The sequence below is a fragment of the Tannerella forsythia 92A2 genome, from assembly GCF_000238215.1.
GTDB classification, from domain to species: domain Bacteria; phylum Bacteroidota; class Bacteroidia; order Bacteroidales; family Tannerellaceae; genus Tannerella; species Tannerella forsythia.
Genome location: NC_016610.1, coordinates 1,855,943 through 1,876,852, shown reverse-complemented (window position 1 = coordinate 1,876,852; position 20,910 = coordinate 1,855,943). Strand labels below are relative to the sequence as shown.

Below are 20,910 nucleotides of genomic sequence, written 5' to 3'. Positions count from 1 at the left end.
TTTATTTGCCCTCCATAATTTTCGTGAATTCTTCAACCAAACGGGATACAACAAAGGGTTGTCCTTTGATACGATTAAACTTATGCGGATTGAAGTCTTTGATCTTACTCCGCAGATAGCCGGCAAACTGTCCGTTATTCTGTTCGGCGACCACCACGTTGGGATAATGTTTCAGGATCTGCTCCGTATTTTTAGGCAACGGGTTGATAAAACGGAAATGAGCCAGTCCGATCTTATGGCCGTTCTGACGCAGAATGTCCATCGCCTCATGCAGATGACCGTACGTGCCGCCCCAGCCTACGATCAGCAGGTCGGCATCCTGATCGCCCAACACTTCGACATCGGGAATATAATCTGCAATCTTGTCGATTTTCCCCTGACGTGTCTGCACCATCTTCTGATGGTTCCTGGGATCGGTCGAGATAGAACTGGTATCGTAATCTTTCTCCAACCCGCCGATACGATGCGTAAACCCTTCGGTTCCGGGCACTGCCCAATAGCGGACAAGCGTATTCTTATCGCGCCGGTAGGCTTTCCACGGCTCGGGATTCCTGTAATTCTCCACGTAGTTCGGTCTGATTTCCGGATAATCGTTCAGGTAATCCGGGATACGCCAGGCGGCAGAACCGTTCGCAATAAACGCATCCGTCAGCAGAATGACCGGAGTCATATGCTCCACAGCCAACTTACCGGCCCAATAGGCCATATCGAAACAGTCGGTAGGAGTCGAGGCAGCCAGTACAACGACTGGGCTTTCTCCGTTTCGTCCGTAAAGCGCCTGCATCAAGTCGGCCTGTTCGCTCTTGGTAGGCATACCGGTCGACGGGCCTCCGCGCTGCACGTCGATGACCACCAACGGTAACTCGGCAATCATGGCTAACCCGATGGCTTCGCTCTTGAGCGCCAGTCCGGGACCGGAGGTCGATGTCACCCCCAAGCAGCCGGCAAAGCTGGCACCGATCGCCGTACAAATGCCGGCGATCTCGTCTTCGGCCTGTACGGTGATGACGCCAAGGTTCTTGTGCTTGGACAGTTCGTGTAAGATATCGGTTGCGGGAGTAATCGGATAGCTCCCGAGAAACAACCGAAGGTTCGCTTTTTCGGCAGCAGCGATCAGTCCGTACGAAGTAGCATTATTTCCATTCACATCCATATAAATGCCGGGCTTCTGCTTCGATCCTTCGATACGGTAAGTCGAAACGGAGGCATGAATGTTGTTTCCGTAGTTATATCCATCGGTCAGAGCCTTGATATTGGCTTTGGCGATATCCGGTTTTTTAGCAAACTTGGTCTGAAGCATGGTCATTGCATGATCTAACGGACGATCAAACAGCCAGCAAACCAGCCCAAGCGTAAACATGTTCTTGCAGCGCAAGGCCGATTTGTTATCCAATCCGAATTCGGCCAGTCCGTCACGTACCATGGTCGAGATCGGTGCGGAAACGACCTGCACATTCGTCAGACCAAGCTCCTCCATAGGGTCTTCGGTCTTAAACTCCGCCTTCTCAAGGTCTCTCGTCGTGAACGAGTCGGAATCGATGATTACGATCGAACCCGGTCTGAGATTCTTCACGTTAACCTTAAGCGCCGCAGGGTTCATGGCCACCAGTACATCGGCCTTATCACCGGGAGTGTAAACTTTCTTTGTTCCCAGATGTACCTGAAAGCCGGAAATACCGCTCAGTGAGCCTTGCGGCGCACGCACTTCGGCCGGATAGTCGGGGAACGTGGAGATATCGTTCCCGAAGATGGCCGACAGATTGGAGAAGATCGTACCGGTAAGTTGCATACCGTCACCGCTATCTCCCGAAAAACGGATCACCACATGATCCAGTGTCGTTACTTTGGTTGGTTCTGTCATGACAATTTAAATATTGTTCAATATTTTCAGAATAAAGTATAATTATATGGATATATATTTTACGAATAGCGTGTGTCGATCATTTCTTGAAGCTTCGATGCTTGTGCTATGACGTGATGCTCGGTGACCAATACTTCTACATCGAACGTAATGTGTGCCTGCTCGTAAAAAGGCACACGCTGCGCCAATGATTCTGCGACGAAATTCATCAAGCCTTCTCCCGAAAGTCCCTTCAACAAAGGGCGATTCGGTCTGCAATGTTCAAGACGCTCGGACAGCCCTTGAGGTGAAGCCTTTAAGTAGACCGTCGTCCCGATCGAATTCATGTATGCCATGTTGTCAAAAAAACACGGAGTCCCTCCTCCGGTAGATATAACCACGTTTTCAAAATCAGCCACTTCATACAAGGCCTTTTTCTCGATTTGCCGAAACGTCTCTTCTCCCTTCTCTTCAAAAAGCTGTCGAACCGTTTTACGATATCGCCCCTCCATAAAGTGATCGAGATCAATAAATGACAATCCGCTTTGCTTCGAAAGCTCTTTGCCCATCGTCGTCTTACCGGCTCCCATGTAGCCAATCAGGAAAATGCGTCTCATGCTACTGACTTTTTCGGGGACAAAGGTAGAAAATAAATCTTAAAAGAAGCCTGCTCTGCAAATAATCTTCAGAGCAACCGTATTAAATCCGGTCACAACAGTCTGTTCGAACAGCACCAAGCAGGCTAAATAAAGTCCGGAGGAATTTACACATCTAAAAGAGGGTGTGCCCAAACATAGCGTTTTGACACACCCTCAAAATTCTCCGAACACGAGTTCCTGTTATCTCCTTTTATTATCTTATCTCAAAGCAACAACCTGAATTCACCTCAAATGTTCCGCTAACGGACGTTTCAGGCGATTTGACCGTCAATTTTGCACGATTAGAGACCGTTACATTCTGCAATGTAAAACCGGAACCGCAGCTCCGGGCAAATCGGTTGGACGATATGTTATTCGCCAAATTATAGATACAGTTTGCCGCTTGGACGGCGGCTTCGGCGTCTACCAAGCCGTACCCCACCTCATTATTCCAGGAACCGTTGGGATGGTTCGGCGTCTCTTTAAACTCATAACGGTCCAGTTTACGGCATGTCATTTCGATAATACTCCGGACTTCATGTTCGTACAGATGCGGATTAACGGACAAAATCAATGCGGCAATCCCCGCTACCTGCGGACAGGCAGCCGAAGTACCCCGAAAACCATGGCGATAATCACCTGCAGGACCGGGCGCCGTATTGGTGCCTTTAGGTCCTTGTAAATCGGTTGTATAGACTCTTATAGCCGCATCTTCTTTTCCGTCTGGGCCAACAGGAGCGACCACATCCAGGTCTTTACCGTAGTTGGAACTCCCTACGCGTCTCCCTTTATTATCCACGGAACCTACAGCCATTACATTCGGAAGATTGGCAGGGTAGCGTACCCGAGGTTTTCCATCATTATGAGAACAAAAAACAACTACGCATCCTTTTCCGCTTCTTCCCCGAAGAATACATTCGCTAATAACGGCATCATGAGTAGGGCTTTTGTAGCTATTAAGTCCCCATGAATTGTTGATAACATCAGCACCGGATTGGTAAGCATGTCTAAGCCCTCTCACATTAATATCTATTTGAACAGGCGTTATTACATAATTATCTGAGAATATTCTTATCGGTATCATTTTGCATTTCGGTGCAACGCCTACCACTCCGATGGAATTATCGATTGCGCCTACCACTCCGGCACACCATGTGCCGTGACCGTCATTACCCGTATAGCTTCCTTTGGAATTACCTCCGGTAGCATCATATCCGAGATACTTCAGCAGATTGGCTTCCAGATCGGGATGCGTTAAATCAACACCTTGATCGACAATGGCAATCTTGATATTACCGTTACCTTTGGTGATTCTCCACGCAGGCTCGATATTGATATCGATTCCGGGGATTCCACCAGTCTGTCCGGTATTTTTGAATGTCCACTGTTGAGGCCAGTACGTATTGCCCAACATCGCTTCCATATAAAAATTGGGTTCGACAAAATCGACCGTTCCCGTTTCATATACCTTACGGCATACGGATAGAATATCTTTCATCTTGCAGTCTAACGTCAGTAGAGATATTCCCGATGCCGGCAAAATCAGTTCATTTTTTCTGATTTTACCGGATAATCCGCTTTTCCGGATTACGTTTTCTATCGTTTCTCCTTCGCGGGGCTTGACAAAAATACTGTTGGATAAAGCAAGCTGTGCAGTATTGTTATACTCCAACATATAATAGACATCTTCTACCCTATCGGATCGCATAAGTTCTTCATCCCGGAATCGATTCGGGTCGACCTTCGCTTTTACCCAACCGTCGGACAGCCTATCCAACGATTCGAACTTGAATTGCCGAATAGCCCGGTCCTGCAAATCCTGCGATTTCGTCTTAATGACAACGAGGTCTTTTCGAATCTTAAATACCTCTTTTTTCCCATCTTTCGAATAGAAAAAATCCGATTGAGCAAACAGACTCGTTGCAAGAAGTGCAACAAATAGACATAGATATAATCGTTTCATAGCTTTACTTTTTTGTGTAGTTTATCTATATGTTTGAAAGTCAAAATCCGAAACCTCGGATATTCTAAAACACTGCCCGAAGGATACTCAAATTCAAATTCGTAGTCATTTATCACATGGAAAAAATATTCCCATTCTTTTCCTGAAACAGTATCTTTCAGTACAATCGTATGTTTGTCTTCACGAATTTCATAATGATAGTACCCTTTTGAAAAAAATACGACCTCTCTTTCATTGACAAAATCAACCTTTACCCTTTCGTCCTGACTCGGGTATGTGAGAAAATATAATCCCCGCTGCAATACGGATTTGGATTTACCCCCTGACGGTTCCAATGAAGTCAACTCCAGCATACCTCGTTTTATTGCCTGCCCGGCCGTATCAAGCCGAACAACCCCGTTCATCCGCACATTGATTTCTCGAATCGTACCGAATCCAGTATCATACACCAACTCTGCTTTCCAGTCCTTTACGGATTCCGGCAGGTTTTTCACTTCGCACTCGATAATCGCTCCCTGCTCATCCATATAGCCGAAGAAGGCTTTGCCCTTATAAGAATATGGCCTGCCCATATAGGAAATATTAAACGGTGGGTAGTATACCAGTATGTTTCCGGTATTGGCATGCCATAAATTCTCGACATCCGGATCAAGACTATCGGGCACTGCTATCCGCAGCCTCGTATCCAGATTTTCAATCCTGATGCCATCATCCTGTTTGTCCGGACCGTCTTCTTTCCTGCAAGACATACCCACAACTAAAGATAATAACAAACAAAAATATTTAAAAAAGAAAACCTTAAAACAACTGCATATTCGCAAATTTCGTTGAACTTGATAATATCTACTATCCGTTCTCATTCTAACGTTCGTTTCCATTTTTTTACTGATTTAAAATTAATAATGTTTCGAAAGTATAAATAAAAAACGAACCCTCTATAAAGCCCTTAGGATTTTGTGTTTTTTATATTTATTTAGCAATCTCGAAGCAAATATCTAATCAATGAATAATTTTCCGTTGGAAATTTGTTTTATCGGAAATATAGTTTTATCTTTGCGCCATTATTTCCATTGGAACATAATAAAACAACATATAGGAGAAAATTTATTCTAGAAAGAATATGAAATACCTTATTATAGGTGGAGTTGCGGGAGGAGCAACCGCAGCAGCAAGGATTCGACGCATCGATGAGTTTTCGGAGATCGTACTGCTTGAGAAAGGGAAATACATCTCGTATGCCAACTGCGGATTACCTTATTACATTGGCGGTGCGATTGCAGGACGTGAAAGACTGTTTGTGCAAAAGCCCGAATCGTTTGGTCGTCAGTTTAAAATCGACGTAAGGGTTGAAAACGAAGTCGTGGCCATTGATCCGTCAAGACAGACGGTGACCGTACGGCGTGCAGACGGCTCTTCCTACACGGAAAACTATGACAAACTATTGCTTTCTCCGGGAGCGTCGGCCATCCGTCCGCCGTTGAAAGGGATCGACAGCAAAGGGATCTTCACGCTTCGAGATGTAGAAGATACCGACCGGATCAAAACGTACATCACTTCGCACAAGATCGAAAACGCAGTGATTGTCGGAGCCGGATTTATCGGTCTGGAGATGGCTGAGAACCTGCATCGAACGGGGGCGCATGTATCCGTCGTCGAGATGGGGAACCAAGTGATGGCGCCCGTCGACTTTTCGATTGCTTCACATGTTCATCAGCATCTGCTGCAAAAAGGAGTATCGCTTTTCCTGGAGCAGAGCGTCGAAGGCTTTGAACGTAAGGGCGACAAGATCGAAGTCTTTCTCAAGAGCGGTCAAACGCTTTTGACCGATATGGTGATACTCTCCATCGGCGTCCGTCCTCGTACCACATTAGCGAAGAAAGCCGGAATAGCTCTTGGCGAGACAGGAGGCATACGGGTAGATGAATACCTCGAAACATCGGTGAAAAACATCTATGCTGTCGGAGATGCGATCGAATATCCTCATCCTCTGACCGGTAAGCCTTACCTGAACTTTCTCGCCAACCCGGCCAATCGGCAAGGACGGATCGTGGCGGACAACATGGTCTTCGGGAATGTTGCGAGATACGAAGGCGCGATTGCCTCGTCGATCGCAAAAGTCTTTGATCTGACGGTCGCTTCGACGGGCTTGGCCGGCAAACGCCTCAAACAGTTGGGGATGGTTTATGCCGAATCCACAACGCATTCCGTCTCCCACGCAAGCTATTACCCCGACGCATTGCCTTTGACCGTCAAACTCACGTTTCACCCTGAAACGGGTAAGCTCTACGGTGCACAGGCGGCAGGATATGAAGGGGTGGATAAACGCATCGATCAGATTGCGTTGCTGATCAAAAACGACGGTACGATTTACGATCTGATGAAAGTAGAACATACGTACGCCCCACCGTTCTCGTCGGCCAAAGACCCGATAGCCATCGCAGGCTACGTGGCGAATAATATCGTCAGCGGGACGATGCCCGTCGTTTCATGGCGCGATATCGTTCGGACAGACCGTGACAAAGTGCTTCTGCTTGATGTACGTACAGCGACAGAATACGCGTTCGGATCGATCGAAGGTGCGGTAAATATCCCACTTGACGATTTGCGCGACCGTCTCGACGAACTCCCTGAAGACAAAGAGATTTATACGTTCTGCGCCGTCGGGCTTCGCGGTTATCTGGCGCAACAAATCCTGCGGGCACATGGCTTCACGCGAGTAAAAAACCTATCGGGAGGATACAAGACGTATTCCGCCGCCGTCGCACCCTTATCCGATCAACCGGCACCGGCTCCCTCACAGGCTAATATCGACATGGAGACTCAGACGGAGAATGACGTTAAGGTCATCCGGATCGATGCCTGCGGGCTGCAATGTCCGGGGCCGGTGATGAAACTTAAACAGGCCATTGACTCGATCGGCGAAGGCGAACGCATTGAAATGACGGCCACCGACCCGGGGTTTGCCCGTGATGCGCAGGCATGGTGCAATACAACGGGGCAGCGTCTGATATCGATCGCAGACGAGAAAGGCAAATATACGGTTGTCATCGAGAAAGGCGGAGCGCAGGCTTGCCGGACGGTGACGTCGTGCGAGGGCAAGTCGAAAACCCTGATCATGTTCAGCGACGATCTGGATAAGGCACTGGCCACGTTCGTGCTGGCCGGAGGAGCCGCCGCCACGGGACATAAAACAACGATATTCTTTACGTTCTGGGGGCTGAATGTCATCAAAAAAGTATTGAAGCCCAAGGTCAAAAAAGAGCTTTTCGGACGTATGTTCGGGATGATGCTGCCGTCCAGTTCTCTGAAGCTCCATCTCTCCAAGATGAGCATGTTCGGGATCGGCGACAAGATGATGCGCCATATCATGAAGCGGAAAGGCATCGACTCGCTCGAGACGTTGCGTCAGCAAGCCATCGATCACGGGGTAGAGTTCATCGCTTGCCAAATGTCGATGGATGTGATGGGCGTGAAACGTGAAGAGCTGCTCGACGAAGTCACCGTAGGCGGAGTAGCCACTTACATGGAACGCGCGGAAAACGCCAACGTCAACTTATTCATATAACATACAACTACAGCAATGGAAACAAGATTATTAAAAAAGTACGGACTTACCCTGCTCGGCACCCTGTTGGGAGGTGTGGGAGGATTCTTGTATTGGAAATTTGTCGGCTGTGCAAGTGGCACTTGCCCCATCACGGCATCTCCCATGGGCAGTGTCGTTTGGGGAGCCATCACAGGCGGCCTGTTACTCGGCATGTTTAACAAACCATCTAAATAATCACTCCAATGAATAAATTATTTTTAATTTTATTTGCCTCGGTGGCGATGATCGCCTGCGGCAACAAAGAAGCAAAACATAATCATTCTAAAAACGAAGAAAAAATGAAAACAGTAGAATTAACAAAAGCGGAATTCTTGACGAAAGTAGCGAACTATGAAACGAACCCGTCGGAATGGAAATACTTAGGTGACAAACCGGCCTTGATCGATTTTTATGCATCCTGGTGCGGTCCGTGCAAAATGATTGCTCCGATCCTCGAAGAACTGGCGGCCGAATATGGCGACAGCATCGTAATTTACAAGATCAACACGGAGAAAGAGCAAGAGCTGGCCGCAGCCTTCGGCATCCGTTCCATCCCGTCGTTGCTGTTCGTGCCAATGAACGAACAGCCTCAGATGAGCATGGGCGCCATGGGAAAAGCCGAACTGAAGAATGCCATCGACAGAATCCTGCTGAAAAAGTAAGTGCGATGTCGGGAAACATGGAGAAGCTATGCAAAATCAGGGACGTGCAGCGAAGCATCATCGCTTTCGAACAACGGTTCGTGAAACGCCACGGGATTTGCCTGAACGAAGGGATGCTTCTCTGCTCCCTTCACCAATCGGAACGTTTGTCGTCAGGCGAACTTGGTGAGTTATTGGGACTGACCCCATCGAACACGTCGAAAGTCATCACCTCGGTCGAGGAGAAAGGATTGATTACCCGCATCCTTGGCACGACAGACAAACGACAGATGTACTTTGCCCTGACGGAAAAAGGACGCGAGAAAATCGCATCGATCTGTTGCGAAGAGGTGGAGATTCCGGAGTTCCTGAACGAAATCATCGCTTCGTAAACAAGAGGACGGAAAACAGCCAATCTTATCCACACTTATACTCCAAGGCCTTTGCACCGGTTTCCAACGATGAGGACCGGCGTAAAGGCCTTTTTTACAGGAGAACCGGCACACGCCCCATACGAAAGAAGCCGAAAAGCCCCGCGACCAATGATGTCCCGCCGAAAATCCGGCTGAATAATCCGAAAAAAAAATTGTACGTCGGCAATAAAGTATTTACTTTTGCACGACAATCGAAATCTATGGGAACGAAGTTTTTAATTACAGCCGAAAGTAACAACCGAACCGAGATGCTGAAGAAGAAAATCATTCAGCATTATATTGCCAATGGCGATACGACAATCGCCGAACTGTGCAAAGAGATCGATTTGAGCATACCGACGGTCACCAAGCTTATCGGCGAGCTGCAGGAAGACGGTTATATTCTGGACTTCGGCAAGCAGGACACGAATGGCGGACGCAAACCGAACATCTACGGACTGAATCCCGATTCGGGTTACTTTATCGGGGTCGACGTGATGCGCGACCGCGTGCATCTGGCAGCCGTCGACTTCAAAGGCGGGCGCCTCAGAATGAACGAAAACATCTCCTATAAACTCGAAAATACACGCGAAGCATTAGACGTTCTGTGCGAGATCATCCTCCGGTTCATCCATGTGCTGCCCGTCCCCCGTTCCAAAATTCTGGCCATCGGCGTAAACATATCGGGACGGGTCAACCCCATGTCGGGCTACAGTTACAGCATCTTCTATTTCGAAGAAAAGCCGCTCGCCGAACTTTTCGAAGAAAGACTCGGCATCAAAACCTATGTCGAGAACGACTCGCGGGCAATGACCTACGGTGAATACATGCAGGGAGTCGTACAGGGAGAAAAGAACGTCCTCTTCCTGAACCTGACGTGGGGGCTGGGACTCGGCATCATCGTCGACGGTCGCCTCTATTACGGAAAATCGGGATTCTCCGGCGAATTCGGGCACTTCTGCCTCTTCGATAACGAGATCCTCTGCCATTGCGGCAAAAAAGGATGCTTGGAAACTGAGGCCTCGGGAGCAGCGCTCTACCGACATCTTGTAGAACGGCATAAACAGGGAAGCAGTTCCATTCTGGCACCACGTCTCGAAAGCGGCGAACCCATCTCACTGGCCGATCTTATCGAGGCCATTCAGAAAGAAGATGTCCTATGTATCGACATCCTCGAACAGATCGCCTTGAACCTTGGAAAAAGCATCGCCGGACTGATCAATATTTTCAACCCCGAGCTTGTTGTGCTCGGCGGTGCGCTTGCCGCAACGGGCGACTATATCCGCCTGCCCATCCGAAGCGCCATCAAAAAATACTCCCTGAATCTTGTCAGTCAGGACACGGAGATCAAGCTCTCCCGTCTTCAGGAACGCGCCGGCGTGATCGGCGCCTGCCTCCTCTCGCGCAGCAAAATGCTGGGGTTGATTTAAAAGGCTGGTTTTAAACTTGTAATTCAAAGGATAAAGGCTATTTTTCTACGGAGAGGTCCGAAGAAGAAAGAAAGAGCATTTACCCCCACAGTAACTGTCAGACGAACTGGAAAGAAAAAACCGATGGATACGGTAGATTTTGTATCTCTTCAGTATTCGTAACATCCTGCCTTACATCATCTTTTTTAAAAGTTCAACATTGATCGACGTATAAAAATCTTTTAAATACGCAGCATTCGCTTCTGTGGGCGGAGAGGATTTTAAGGCATTGCTCAATTGACTTTCGAAAGCAGGGTAAGTCGTGATTGAAGGGCAGATCTCATCTAACCGATAATAGTCCGTTTCTACTGTTTTCGGATACCGTGCAATAATGTGGCAACCGCCGGAAAGTAATTCGAAGAGTCTCGGGGTAACAGGATTAAAACCTCCTGTGCGTCGCTCCCCTCCATCCATACCGGGAGTTGCATAAAATGCGACTTTCGCCGTTTTCAACAGATTCATGTATTCCCGACGTGTGTGAAACTTCCCGACAATGCCTTTTTTATTACTCTCATAATATAACTCCCCATCTTTCCGTATCTGATGAAGATATTCAACGTCCGGGTGTGCAGCCTCATATTGTTTGAGAAAATTCCAAAGAACAGGATTCTTCCTGCCGGCCAATATGATATCGATCTTTTTATCGAACGATTGTGCCGGATTTAATCTGTACATAGAAGGTAAAGTCATTGGAAAATGGATCAAGTTGTTTCTTACCTGATTTGTTTTTAAGAAATTGAGCACTTCCAGACTTGTAACCAGAAGATACGGACAGTCTGCATATAATTTTTTAAAACGCTCTATACCCTCTTTATCCCAAAAATCGATAATCACCGGAATCGTTCTCCGGCTGTTGGAAAAGCTTTTATATCGTTTGGCACACATTTCAAAATAGAGACAACAGCCCTTGTCTCTATGGCCCCAATCTGCGATCATACGGCCAACTCCACCATTAAACACCTTATGATCAATATGTTTAAACATGTTATACAAAACATGTTTGCTTCCTTCCGGACTGTTTTTTAACGGTAAATGTAGCGCATGAGACAATTCATCTTCCCATTCATATACAATATGCCAGCTTGGCCAGTCCTGATAATGTCTATCCGTAAATACACCTTTTAAATCCATCATATATCAATTATTAATGCAATTTTAATAAGAAGGATCTCAAATCCCAACACCTTCTTCCACCTCGCCCATCGAAAGATCACACAGGTTTGCAATCAGCCCCCAAACGATCCCTTTTATTCTCCATCTCTTACTATCACCTTACCGTCTGCTTTGAATTACAAACAGCTAATCCTTTTACTGTCAGTAGATATTTCTGACGAGGGGGTCTCGGACTGTTAGGGTAGAGCATCGTAACAAGACCTTCTTTCATGGCAGGATTCAGATAGTTTTCTGACGGGGGATTCACAACCATATATCGATTCTTCAATTCATTGTGTTCGCCTATCATCAAGTTTCTGAAGATCGCATCCAACTTACTGCCACTCTTCATTTAGCCAAGAAGGATCATCTATATTTCAACAATCTCGTCTGTTCATAATAGAATTAACTGTTTATGTCTGTAATCCATGCATCAAGAAGAGTCAGTTCCTTTTCTTCTATTAATGACATTTCAACGAATGCACGATAACAACGTATCAGATTTTCGGGTATAGCCTCTACTCCTTCTTTCAGGTCCAATTGCATAAGTCTATCCATAATCTCACGGTTATTGCAATATCCTGAAATTTCATCTTTAAAATCTTTGATGATGGCATGTTCGTTTCGTTCTTGCCAAACTGTTGCTTCATGAAACAAAATATTCCAACCGCACGTCCATGCAATTCGCTGTGCCACGAATGAACGCCAAATATCAGTCATCCGGAAGCTGCAATACGAAGGCAGATACATGAGAGGGAAGGCTTCGCGGAACCATGTCGTATTTTGGCTGTTGAACGGGCAGATACTTCCATGTCCTAATGCAATACGTTTGGGTTCTTTTTGAAAACTTACCGGCAAGGGTTGTGTTAAGCGGTAAATAGCATCGACATCGGGATTTAAATCTGCCAAACCTTGCTGGATGGGAGCCAATATTTTTTGCAACGGTTCCAATTCCGGAAGCTCGCTTTGAATATGTTCAAGTGCAAAGCCACGAGGCCATACAATGCTGCGGGTGTAATATCCATACATATTTACCCAACCTTTTTCTTTCAGACAATGCGCAGTGACCATTTTATTTCGTTCTCTCCAAAAGCAGGTTTCCGGATAGTTGTCATCATCCGTTTCGATAATAATTTCTGCACCGTGCCGTGCCGCTTCAAGATAGCCAAGATTTTTGCGTGCGTAGTGACCAAACGGCAACAATCGAGCCAACGTGTAAGGCATCACACATTGTCTCTCAATGGAAAAGAAATCACACCCGTCAAGATGAAAGGTAGGACTTTTTTTATCCCCGATGACCATAAAGCGAACCGAATGTAAGGCTGCCTCTTGAGCAAAGCGACTGAGCACCGGATGTTTATCCGAAGCAATAGACGTAATGATTAAAGTAGTATTTTTCATTGCTCTTTTATATCAATGGATTGGAATTTTAAACGTTTGAAAAAATAATAAAACAATACTTTATCTACGATAAAATAAACCGATCCGGAACCTATACGATCTAATTCATCCTTTAAAATCGAAACGAACGATTCAAAATCGTTTTCTTCGTTGGCCATAGGGATGATGACGGCATAACTAAATAACATATTCGAATTTATATAAATAACTTCACGGCATAAAAACGTAATCCGGATGATTCTCTAAAAAACACAGGTTAAACCTTTTACAGACGAATAACCCCATACAGGCTTGTTTGTCCGGAGGATCCAGTTACGTATGGAAAATAACGTCTTTTTTTCAATGTTCATTTTTTTATTTGTTGCATTGGCAAAAACTGCAATGATACGGTGCAAAGGTAGAAAATAATACGAAATCGATTCTTTCAGCATGAAAAAATATGTCCATATCTTTGTATCCGGAATTGACGAATGGGAATAAATGGGAATAATAGGCTGCTTTCGATTGGAAGGGAGTAGCTCTCGCATCGGCTACATGGAAAAGGCCGTCTCGTTCGTACGGAAGCGGGACGGCCTTTCGGGGCTTTCCTTGTTACGGAAAATTATTCTTGGCTGCTCATCGATACTTCGATGCGGTTATTCTGTTTCAGCAGTTCGTCGGTGAACTGTTGCAGCGATGCGATTGACAGATTGTTTACGTGTTTGACGTAGTTTTTCTCGCGGTCAATGCCGTGAATCAGATACTCTTGCAAGTTTCGGAGGGCATACCTGTTTTCTTTCAGGTTGTCGGCATGCTGTTTCAGCATATATTCTTTGACCTTCTGCAACATTTGGGCATCGGGGCCTTCCGTTCGTAATCGTTGGGTTACATCGTTGATGGCATTGACGAGTTCCGTGCGTCGGGCAGGATCGGTGTCAAATCTGAACTGGAGAGAGAAGCCTTCGGAAGGAATCTTTCGGGCATCGCTTTGTACGCGCACGCCGTATGTTCCACCCTTTTCTTCGCGAATCTTATCTGTGAACTCCATCTGGAAGAGTTGCGACAGAGCGCTCAGACAGATGATATTTTCGGGACTGTATACCATATCGCCCGAATATACGATGGCTGTTGTGGCTTTGGGGGTTTCGAGCTTGCGCATAAAATGGTTATTGTATATGCCTTTGCGTTCGGGGGTACGGTTTTTATCGTACATGGCGGTGGCGGTGGTACCCGGCAGTGAGGCGATATATTGCTCTACCAGCGGTTTGAGCTGAGCCGGAGAGACATTCCCCACGAAAGAGAACGTATAGTCAGCTGCATTGGCAAACCGGGCGCGATACAGTTCGAGCAGATTGTCGTAGTTGCAACTCTCAATTTCTTCGACGGTTGGGATAGACATGCGCGGATCGTTCATATAGATCGTACTTGTCAGCGAGTCGCCGAAAACGAAATCGGGGTTACTCGTTAACATCGGCAAGAGCCCTTTCAGGCGTCCAACAATCGATTTATATGCCGTTTCGTCTTTACGGATAGCCGTAAATCTCAGATAGAGCAACTGCATCATTGTTTCCAAGTCTTTAACATTGCTTGTGCCATTGACATTCTGGTTGTATTGATCGACATTAGTACTTACGCCGGCATGTTTGCCTGACAAGGCTTTTTTAAGATTGGTAGCGCTGAAATTGCCCAACCCTCCTTCCGGAACGACATCATCCATCAGTTTGATTTCGGCGAGATGTTCGTTCCCGATGACAGACGTTCCTCCAAAGGCAAAGCCCGACATCAGAATTTCGTCTTGTTTGAAATCGGTTTCTCTGACCGCTACTTTTGCTCCGTTCGAGAGTGTCCATACCGTTACGCCCCGTTCAACATCCGTCGTTTCGTTCGTGATACTGCCTTTGGGGGGGAGTTGTGCCAAGAGCGGTTCTTGCACGGTGTTGTCGGTATAGGCTTCCAACTTTTCGCGGTCTACTTCTTGTATGATTTCGCGTATCCGGTCGAGAGACGGATAAGTCGCTCTTTCATTTTCGTTGCCCATCAGAACGACCACTCTGTTTTTATCGGTGATGATCTGCTGCATGATTTGATTGATTGCTTCCACCGGGATGTTGGGTACGATCATCCGACTCATGGTGTTGTATTCGTCTTCGATAGAAGGGATCGGTTCGTTTTTGAGGAAATGCTGTATGTATTTCTGCACATAAAAGCCGTTGAGTTGTTTTTCCCGTTCGTTGTACAATTTTTCCATTCCGCTCAGATAGTTCGCTTTGGCACGTTCGTACTCGCCTTCGGTAAAGCCAAAATCATGGGCGCGTTTCGTTTCGCGCAGTAGTGTTGCAATGGTGATTTCCGCTTCTTTGGGGCGGGCTACACCGATCAATTGCAGGGCATCATTGGCATGTACGCCGTAAAAAGAACCGTCCATGACCGTCGCAAAGGCGAACGGCGGATTTTCCTGCTGCAACATTTCCTGAAGACGGTCGCTCAACATTCGGCTGATCATTTGCGTGGCAAATCGGAATACGAGATAATCCATCGTCGTTTTTCGGTCGGCAGGTATAATCTTTCTTTTAAAAGCGATCATCACGTTGTTGTTCGGAAGCTCCTTGTCGGTGGCTATGGCAACAATCGGTTCATCGTTGTCCGGTATTTGTTCATAGACCCGTTCGGCCGGATTTTCCGGTTTGGGAATGCTGCCGAAGAGGTTTTTTACTTTTTGCTCGATCTCCTCCGCATCGATGTCTCCCACGACAATGATTCCTTGTAAGTCGGGGCGATACCATTTATGGTAATAGTCGCGCAGTGCCTGCGGTTCGAAGTGATCGACCACGCTCATAAGCCCGATCGGCATGCGATGGGCATACTTACTGTCCTTGAAGATGGCCGGAGCGATGGAGTCAATCATACGCTGTGAGGCGTTACGGCGCGTACGCCATTCTTCGTGAATCACCTTACGTTCTTTATCGATTTCCTTCTCGCGTAGCAGCAGGGTATTCGACCAGTCATACAGGATCAGCAGGCATGAGTCTACGGCTCCTGCTGTGGTTGTCGGGACATCGTTGATGTTATAAACCGTTTCGTCCATGCTCGTATAGGCGTTCAAGTTAGCCCCGAATTTCACGCCGATGGTTTCGAGATACGAGATCATGTTTTTGCCGTCATCGCCTGCGGGGAAGTTCTTGGAACCGTTAAAGGCCATGTGTTCGAGGAAATGTGCCAAACCGCGCTGATTTTCTTCTTCCAGAATGGAGCCTACGCGTTGTACGATGTAGAAATTAGCCCGGTTTTCGGGGCGTTTGTTGGCGCGGATGTAATACGTCAGTCCGTTTTCCAACCGACCGACACGTACTTCTTTGTCCACGGGGATCGGGGGCATCTGCTGAGCCCTGAGTGTAGTCGCGCTTGCAAAGAAAGCAAGCAGGAGCATCATGTGTTTGAAATGTGCTTTCATCTGTTCTGAATTTTATCTGTTAAAAAAACTTCGGCAAAGGTATAAATGGAGGGTGAATGTTCATGTTAACGGAATGTTATCTTACGCAATCTCAACGTTAATATTAGGTTAATTACCGGTTACGGTTTTTGTTTGCGCGTATGTCCTGCACCAGGGTGTCAGTCCGCAGCGTTCGCATTGAGGGCGGCGGGCAATGCAAGTGTAACGCCCGTGGAGGATGAGCCAGTGATGCGCTTTGGCAATCAGATGCTCGGGAATATGTTGAACGAGCTCCCTTTCGGTGTTTAACGGGGTTTTGCTCATAGAAGTCAACCCAATGCGATTAGCCACACGAAACACATGAGTATCGACGGCCATGCGTGGCTGATCGAAGAGTACTGAGGCGATAACATTGGCTGTTTTACGACCGACGCCCGGTAACTTTTGCAGCTCGTCCGTATCGGAAGGCACCTTGCCGCCGAAATCGGAAACCAGCATCCGTGCCATACCGGCAAGATGCTTCGACTTATTGTTCGGATAAGAAACGCTTTTGATGTATTCGAAGATTTCTTCGGGAGAGGCGGCGGCCATCGTTTCGGCCGTAGGAAAAACTTCGAACAGGGCGGGGGTAATCATGTTCACCCGCTTGTCGGTACACTGTGCCGAGAGAATCACAGCGACCAGTAACTGAAACGGGTCGGTATATTTCAACTCCGTCTCGGCAACGGGCATATGCTCCTCGAACCATCCGATGACCCCCTTGTATCGTTCTTCTTTTCTCATCGTTACGAAAAATAAGCGATCATGTATCCATGCGAGACTCTTCTAATAATGAACCGCCTCAAACTGACGCAGGAACCGAAGGTCGTTTTCAAAAAACAGGCGGATGTCGTTGATCCGGTATTTGAGCATGGTGATTCGTTCGATTCCCATACCCAAGGCATATCCGGAGTAAGTGCGGCTGTCGATACCGCACAGATCGAGCACATTCGGGTCTACCATTCCGCAACCGAGAATCTCTACCCATCCGGTATGTTTACAGATGTTACAACCCTGGCCGCCACAGATGTGACATGTGATATCCATCTCGGCGCTCGGCTCTGTGAACGGGAAATAAGACGGCCGCAGGCGGATCTGCGTATCGGCTCCAAACATCTCTTTCGCAAAGAAAAGCAGGACCTGTTTCAGGTCGGCGAATGAGACGTCACGGTCTACATACAGTCCTTCGATCTGATGGAAAAAGCAGTGGGCTCGTGCTGAGATCGCCTCATTACGGTAAACGCGTCCGGGGCAGACGATACGCACGGGGGGAGGGGTTCTCTCCATGACCCTTGTCTGTACCGACGAGGTATGCGTGCGCAACAATACATCGGGCGCATGTCCGATAAAGAAGGTGTCCTGCATGTCGCGTGCCGGATGATCTTCGGCAAAGTTGAGCGACGAGAAGACATGCCAATCATCTTCCACTTCCGGCCCTTCGGCAATGGTAAATCCCAGTCGTGCAAAGATATCACATATTTCTTTGCGCACAATCGAGAGCGGATGGCGTGTACCGAGCGGAATCGGATAGGCCGTGCGCGTCATATCATAGAAGTCGGAGTTCTCGGCTGTCTGTTCAAACCGTTCTCTCAATTGACTGATTTTCTGTTGGGCCATTTCTTTCAGTTCATTCAAGGACTGTCCGACCTCGCGTTTCCGGTCGGCCGCCACATTTCGGAAATCGTTCATCAAGGCGTTAATCTCTCCTCTCTTACTCAAGTATCGGATACGTAACGCTTCCAACTCTTCGGCATTATCAGCTTTCAGGCGTTCTACTTCCTGCATCAGCGCCTTAATTTTTTCAATCATCTTATCGTGCGTACTGATTATTTTTCAGCCGACAAAGGTAAAAAATAAATTTATATCTTTGCGCCGCGAAAGAGAAATATGAAATCGTTAAGAGAACTCTATAAAATAGGAAACGGACCTTCAAGCAGTCATACCATGGGGCCTCAGAAGGCAGCCCGTCTGTTTCTGGAACGCACTTCAGGAGTATCGTATTTTCGAGTAACGCTGTATGGCAGCCTGGCAGCGACCGGTCGTGGGCACATGACCGATCGGGCGATCCTCGAGGTGTTGGAACCGGTTGCACCCACCGAAATAATCTGGAGACCCGAGGTCTTTTTGCCTTTTCATCCGAACGGGATGCTGTTTGAAGCTCTTTCGGAGGGGGAGGTAAAAGATTGCTGGACGATTTACAGTGTCGGAGGCGGGGCATTGGCGAATGAGGAGACGAAGCATATGGAGAACGACATCTATCCGTTGACGGCGATTGCAGAGATTCTTGAATTGTGCAGGACTGACGGCTGCTCCTTTTGGGAATATGTCGAGCGGTGTGAAGGCCCGAAAATCTGGGATTACCTGAAGGAGGTCTGGCATGTGATGTGCGAAGCGATAGATCGCGGTCTCAATAACGAGGGAGTTTTGCCCGGTGGTATCGGGGTGCGTCGCAAGGCTGCCACCTATTACGTCAAGGCCAAGGGCTATACCGGGAGTCTCAATTCGCGTGGCAACATCTATGCGTATGCGCTGGCCACCTCCGAAGAGAACGCTTCGGGCGGACGCATCGTAACGGCCCCCACCTGCGGGTCGAGCGGAGTCTTGCCGGCGGTGCTGTATCATCTTTACAAGGCGCACGATTTTCGTGAGATACGGATATTGAGAGCGTTAGCTACAGCCGGGTTATTCGGTAACATCGCCAAGGAGAAAGCCTCGATTTCGGGTGCCGAAGTCGGCTGTCAGGGAGAGGTAGGTGTGGCTTGTGCCATGGCTGCAGCTGCAGCCTGTCAGCTCTTCGGCGGTACGCCGGGGCAGATCGAATACGCGGCTGAGATGGCGCTGGAGCATCATCTGGGACTGACGTGCGATCCCGTATGCGGGTTAGTACAGGTGCCTTGTATCGAGCGCAATGCGGTAGCGGCGGCCCGGGCGCTCGATGCGAACGTTTATGCGATCTATTCCGACGGCAACCATCGTGTCAGCTACGATCGTGTGGTCGAGGTAATGAAAGAAACGGGACACGATATTCCCAGCCTGTATAAAGAAACGGCCGAAGGCGGGCTGGCAAAAAGCAGCCCTTTGTCACCATGGAAATAGTCGTCATTTTGGGACTTATTTTACTGAACGGTTGCCTCTCTCTGGCCGAAATCGCACTCGTTTCGGCGCGTAAGGCGCGTCTTGAATCGGAGGCTCGTAAAGGAAAAAAGTCGGCTCAGACGGCTCTCGAATTGGCGCATAACCCGGATAAGTTTCTGTCGACCATTCAGATCGGTATTACGCTCGTCGGCATTTTAACGGGGCTTTTTTCGGGTGAGGCCTTTGCTGCCGACCTGGCAAGGGTGCTGAAAAGCATGCCGGCGCTTGCACCGTATGCGTTGGCGATCTCAAAACTGACGATTGTCGTACTTGTGACATACCTCACGCTGGTATTGGGCGAGTTGCTGCCCAAACGTATCGGTATGAACTTTGCCGAACAGGCGGCCAAGCTCGTTGCCCGACCGATGAATGTACTGTCAAAAATCGCATCGCCCGTTGTATGGATGCTCTCCAAAAGCACACGCGGACTGATGATCCTTTTCGGCCTGAATCGCCCCGAAGAAAACAAAGTGACCGAAGATGAGATAAAAGCCATCGTTCGTGAGGGGTTCGACAGCGGCGAGGTGCAGGATGTGGAGCAAGACATCGTAGAGCGCGTATTTACGTTGGGCGACCGTGACGTCGGTTCGATCATGACCCATCGCAGCGAACTTATCTGGCTCAATACTGAAGAGCCTCTCGATACGATCCGTCAGACCGTGAAAGACCATCTCTTTAATGTCTATCCCGTAGCTGCCGGAAAATTTGACAACATTATCGGGGTGGTGTTCCTCAAAGACTTGTTCGGGAAGATTGATCGGCCCGGCTTTTCGCTCTCGGAGGTGTTGCGTCCCGCTCACTTCGTGCCCGAAAACCAGAGCGTCTATAACACACTCGAACAGTTTAAAGGTGCGCGGGTTAAGTATGGTTTGGTTACTGATGAGTTCGGCGGCATTCAGGGAATTGTTACCCTTAAGGATATCGTCGAAGCGCTGATCGGCGAGCTACCCGACGTCGACGAAGAACCTGAAATCAGAGAACGTGCCGGAGGTAACGGATGGCTCGTGGACGGGCAGTATTCGTTCTATAACTTCCTCGAATACTTTGACATGGCCGACCTCTATGCCGACTATGACTACAATACCCTCAGCGGGTTGATTCTTGAGCTGCTCGAGCATGTTCCCAAAACGGGCGAGACGTTCAGTTGGCAGTGTTTCGACTTTGAGATTGTCGATATGGATCGTGCCCGCATCGACAAGGTGCTTGTGCGTAAGCATGCATAGC

The 20,910-nt window shown here is 47.9% G+C and carries 17 protein-coding genes; 7 read left to right on the top strand and 10 right to left on the bottom strand.

Translation table 11 applies throughout. The annotated features are described in order from the left end of the window. Position 1 precedes the first annotated feature (1 nt). From BFO_RS07675 to BFO_RS07660, 4 genes are all read right to left on the bottom strand, one after another. Positions 2-1,861 (bottom strand): 2-oxoacid:acceptor oxidoreductase subunit alpha, encoded by a 1,860-nt coding sequence (locus tag BFO_RS07675; RefSeq protein ID WP_014225096.1) that lies wholly within the window; start codon positions 1,859-1,861, stop codon positions 2-4. 59 nt (positions 1,862-1,920) lie between these two features. After that, positions 1,921-2,457 carry a shikimate kinase gene (locus BFO_RS07670; protein ID WP_014225095.1) on the bottom strand — a complete coding sequence of 179 codons (537 nt, stop codon included), beginning with the start codon at positions 2,455-2,457 and terminating at the stop codon, positions 1,921-1,923. Between the two features lie 235 nt (positions 2,458-2,692). Next, on the bottom strand, positions 2,693-4,441 hold the full coding sequence (locus BFO_RS14435) for a S8 family serine peptidase (RefSeq protein WP_014225093.1): 1,749 nt from the start codon (positions 4,439-4,441) through the stop codon (positions 2,693-2,695). Then, positions 4,438-5,190: a hypothetical protein gene (locus BFO_RS07660; RefSeq protein ID WP_041590778.1), complete on the bottom strand. Its 753-nt coding sequence runs from the start codon at positions 5,188-5,190 to the stop codon at positions 4,438-4,440. Before BFO_RS07660 ends, BFO_RS14435 begins: the two co-directional genes overlap by 4 nt. A 371-nt stretch (positions 5,191-5,561) precedes the next feature. On the opposite strand from BFO_RS07660, the gene BFO_RS07655 reads away from it, so the two are divergent. The 5 genes from BFO_RS07655 (at position 5,562) to BFO_RS07640 (ending at position 10,511) form a co-directional block, all read left to right on the top strand. Beyond that, complete coding sequence (locus BFO_RS07655) at positions 5,562-8,006, top strand: FAD-dependent oxidoreductase (protein WP_014225091.1); 2,445 nt, start codon at positions 5,562-5,564, stop codon at positions 8,004-8,006. A 15-nt stretch (positions 8,007-8,021) separates the two neighbouring features. Further along, complete coding sequence (locus tag BFO_RS14990) at positions 8,022-8,222, top strand: hypothetical protein (RefSeq protein WP_014225090.1); 201 nt, start codon at positions 8,022-8,024, stop codon at positions 8,220-8,222. 8 nt (positions 8,223-8,230) lie between these two features. Beyond that, a complete protein-coding gene (gene trxA, locus BFO_RS07650; protein ID WP_014225089.1) occupies positions 8,231-8,689 on the top strand; it encodes a thioredoxin in 459 nt (152 codons plus the stop codon). A gap of 17 nt (positions 8,690-8,706) precedes the next feature. Then, positions 8,707-9,060 (top strand): MarR family transcriptional regulator, encoded by a 354-nt coding sequence (locus BFO_RS07645; RefSeq protein ID WP_041591212.1) that lies wholly within the window; start codon positions 8,707-8,709, stop codon positions 9,058-9,060. A 242-nt stretch (positions 9,061-9,302) separates the two neighbouring features. Further along, positions 9,303-10,511 (top strand): ROK family transcriptional regulator, encoded by a 1,209-nt coding sequence (locus BFO_RS07640; protein ID WP_014225086.1) that lies wholly within the window; start codon positions 9,303-9,305, stop codon positions 10,509-10,511. Positions 10,512-10,682: 171 nt separating this feature from the next. On the opposite strand, the gene BFO_RS07635 is transcribed toward BFO_RS07640, so the two are convergent. The 6 genes from BFO_RS07635 to pheS form a co-directional block, all read right to left on the bottom strand. After that, positions 10,683-11,684, bottom strand: coding sequence for a hypothetical protein (locus BFO_RS07635; protein ID WP_014225085.1), 1,002 nt, complete (start codon positions 11,682-11,684; stop codon positions 10,683-10,685). Positions 11,685-11,817: 133 nt separating this feature from the next. Then, positions 11,818-11,913 (bottom strand): hypothetical protein, encoded by a 96-nt coding sequence (locus BFO_RS16650; RefSeq protein ID WP_394330005.1) that lies wholly within the window; start codon positions 11,911-11,913, stop codon positions 11,818-11,820. Between the two features lie 194 nt (positions 11,914-12,107). Next, positions 12,108-13,103 (bottom strand): STELLO glycosyltransferase family protein, encoded by a 996-nt coding sequence (locus tag BFO_RS07625; protein WP_014225084.1) that lies wholly within the window; start codon positions 13,101-13,103, stop codon positions 12,108-12,110. 601 nt (positions 13,104-13,704) lie between these two features. Beyond that, positions 13,705-16,533, bottom strand: coding sequence for a M16 family metallopeptidase (locus BFO_RS07610; protein ID WP_014225081.1), 2,829 nt, complete (start codon positions 16,531-16,533; stop codon positions 13,705-13,707). Positions 16,534-16,641: 108 nt separating this feature from the next. Beyond that, the gene (nth, locus tag BFO_RS07605; RefSeq protein ID WP_014225080.1) at positions 16,642-17,295 is read right to left on the bottom strand and encodes an endonuclease III; all 654 of its coding nucleotides are present in this window, start codon (positions 17,293-17,295) and stop codon (positions 16,642-16,644) included. A gap of 42 nt (positions 17,296-17,337) precedes the next feature. Beyond that, positions 17,338-18,360 carry a phenylalanine--tRNA ligase subunit alpha gene (gene pheS, locus BFO_RS07600; protein ID WP_014225079.1) on the bottom strand — a complete coding sequence of 341 codons (1,023 nt, stop codon included), beginning with the start codon at positions 18,358-18,360 and terminating at the stop codon, positions 17,338-17,340. Positions 18,361-18,438: 78 nt separating this feature from the next. Here pheS and BFO_RS07595 point away from each other — a divergent pair, with 78 nt between their 5' ends. Together BFO_RS07595 and BFO_RS07590 are read left to right on the top strand one after the other, a co-directional pair. Then, positions 18,439-19,647 carry an L-serine ammonia-lyase gene (locus tag BFO_RS07595; protein ID WP_014225078.1) on the top strand — a complete coding sequence of 403 codons (1,209 nt, stop codon included), beginning with the start codon at positions 18,439-18,441 and terminating at the stop codon, positions 19,645-19,647. Then, the gene (locus tag BFO_RS07590; protein WP_014225077.1) at positions 19,638-20,909 is read left to right on the top strand and encodes a hemolysin family protein; all 1,272 of its coding nucleotides are present in this window, start codon (positions 19,638-19,640) and stop codon (positions 20,907-20,909) included. The genes BFO_RS07595 and BFO_RS07590 overlap by 10 nt, the downstream gene beginning before the upstream one ends. The last annotated feature ends 1 nt before the right edge of the window (position 20,910 follow it).

Excerpts from the sequence above, each read along its gene's own strand:
- BFO_RS07655 (WP_014225091.1), top strand. The coding sequence starts at position 5,562 with ATGAAATACCTTATTATAGGTGGAGTTGCGGGAGGAGCAACCGCAGCA.
- BFO_RS07595 (WP_014225078.1), top strand. The coding sequence starts at position 18,439 with ATGAAATCGTTAAGAGAACTCTATAAAATAGGAAACGGACCTTCAAGC.
- BFO_RS07640 (WP_014225086.1), top strand. The coding sequence starts at position 9,303 with ATGGGAACGAAGTTTTTAATTACAGCCGAAAGTAACAACCGAACCGAG.
- pheS (WP_014225079.1), bottom strand. The coding sequence starts at position 18,360 with ATGATTGAAAAAATTAAGGCGCTGATGCAGGAAGTAGAACGCCTGAAA.
- BFO_RS07675 (WP_014225096.1), bottom strand. The coding sequence starts at position 1,861 with ATGACAGAACCAACCAAAGTAACGACACTGGATCATGTGGTGATCCGT.
- BFO_RS07590 (WP_014225077.1), top strand. The coding sequence starts at position 19,638 with ATGGAAATAGTCGTCATTTTGGGACTTATTTTACTGAACGGTTGCCTC.
- trxA (WP_014225089.1), top strand. The coding sequence starts at position 8,231 with ATGAATAAATTATTTTTAATTTTATTTGCCTCGGTGGCGATGATCGCC.
- BFO_RS14990 (WP_014225090.1), top strand. The coding sequence starts at position 8,022 with ATGGAAACAAGATTATTAAAAAAGTACGGACTTACCCTGCTCGGCACC.
- nth (WP_014225080.1), bottom strand. The coding sequence starts at position 17,295 with ATGAGAAAAGAAGAACGATACAAGGGGGTCATCGGATGGTTCGAGGAG.
- BFO_RS07645 (WP_041591212.1), top strand. The coding sequence starts at position 8,707 with ATGGAGAAGCTATGCAAAATCAGGGACGTGCAGCGAAGCATCATCGCT.
- BFO_RS07660 (WP_041590778.1), bottom strand. The coding sequence starts at position 5,190 with ATGTCTTGCAGGAAAGAAGACGGTCCGGACAAACAGGATGATGGCATC.
- BFO_RS07610 (WP_014225081.1), bottom strand. The coding sequence starts at position 16,533 with ATGAAAGCACATTTCAAACACATGATGCTCCTGCTTGCTTTCTTTGCA.
- BFO_RS07635 (WP_014225085.1), bottom strand. The coding sequence starts at position 11,684 with ATGATGGATTTAAAAGGTGTATTTACGGATAGACATTATCAGGACTGG.
- BFO_RS14435 (WP_014225093.1), bottom strand. The coding sequence starts at position 4,441 with ATGAAACGATTATATCTATGTCTATTTGTTGCACTTCTTGCAACGAGT.
- BFO_RS07625 (WP_014225084.1), bottom strand. The coding sequence starts at position 13,103 with ATGAAAAATACTACTTTAATCATTACGTCTATTGCTTCGGATAAACAT.
- BFO_RS07670 (WP_014225095.1), bottom strand. The coding sequence starts at position 2,457 with ATGAGACGCATTTTCCTGATTGGCTACATGGGAGCCGGTAAGACGACG.
- BFO_RS16650 (WP_394330005.1), bottom strand. The coding sequence starts at position 11,913 with ATGCTCTACCCTAACAGTCCGAGACCCCCTCGTCAGAAATATCTACTG.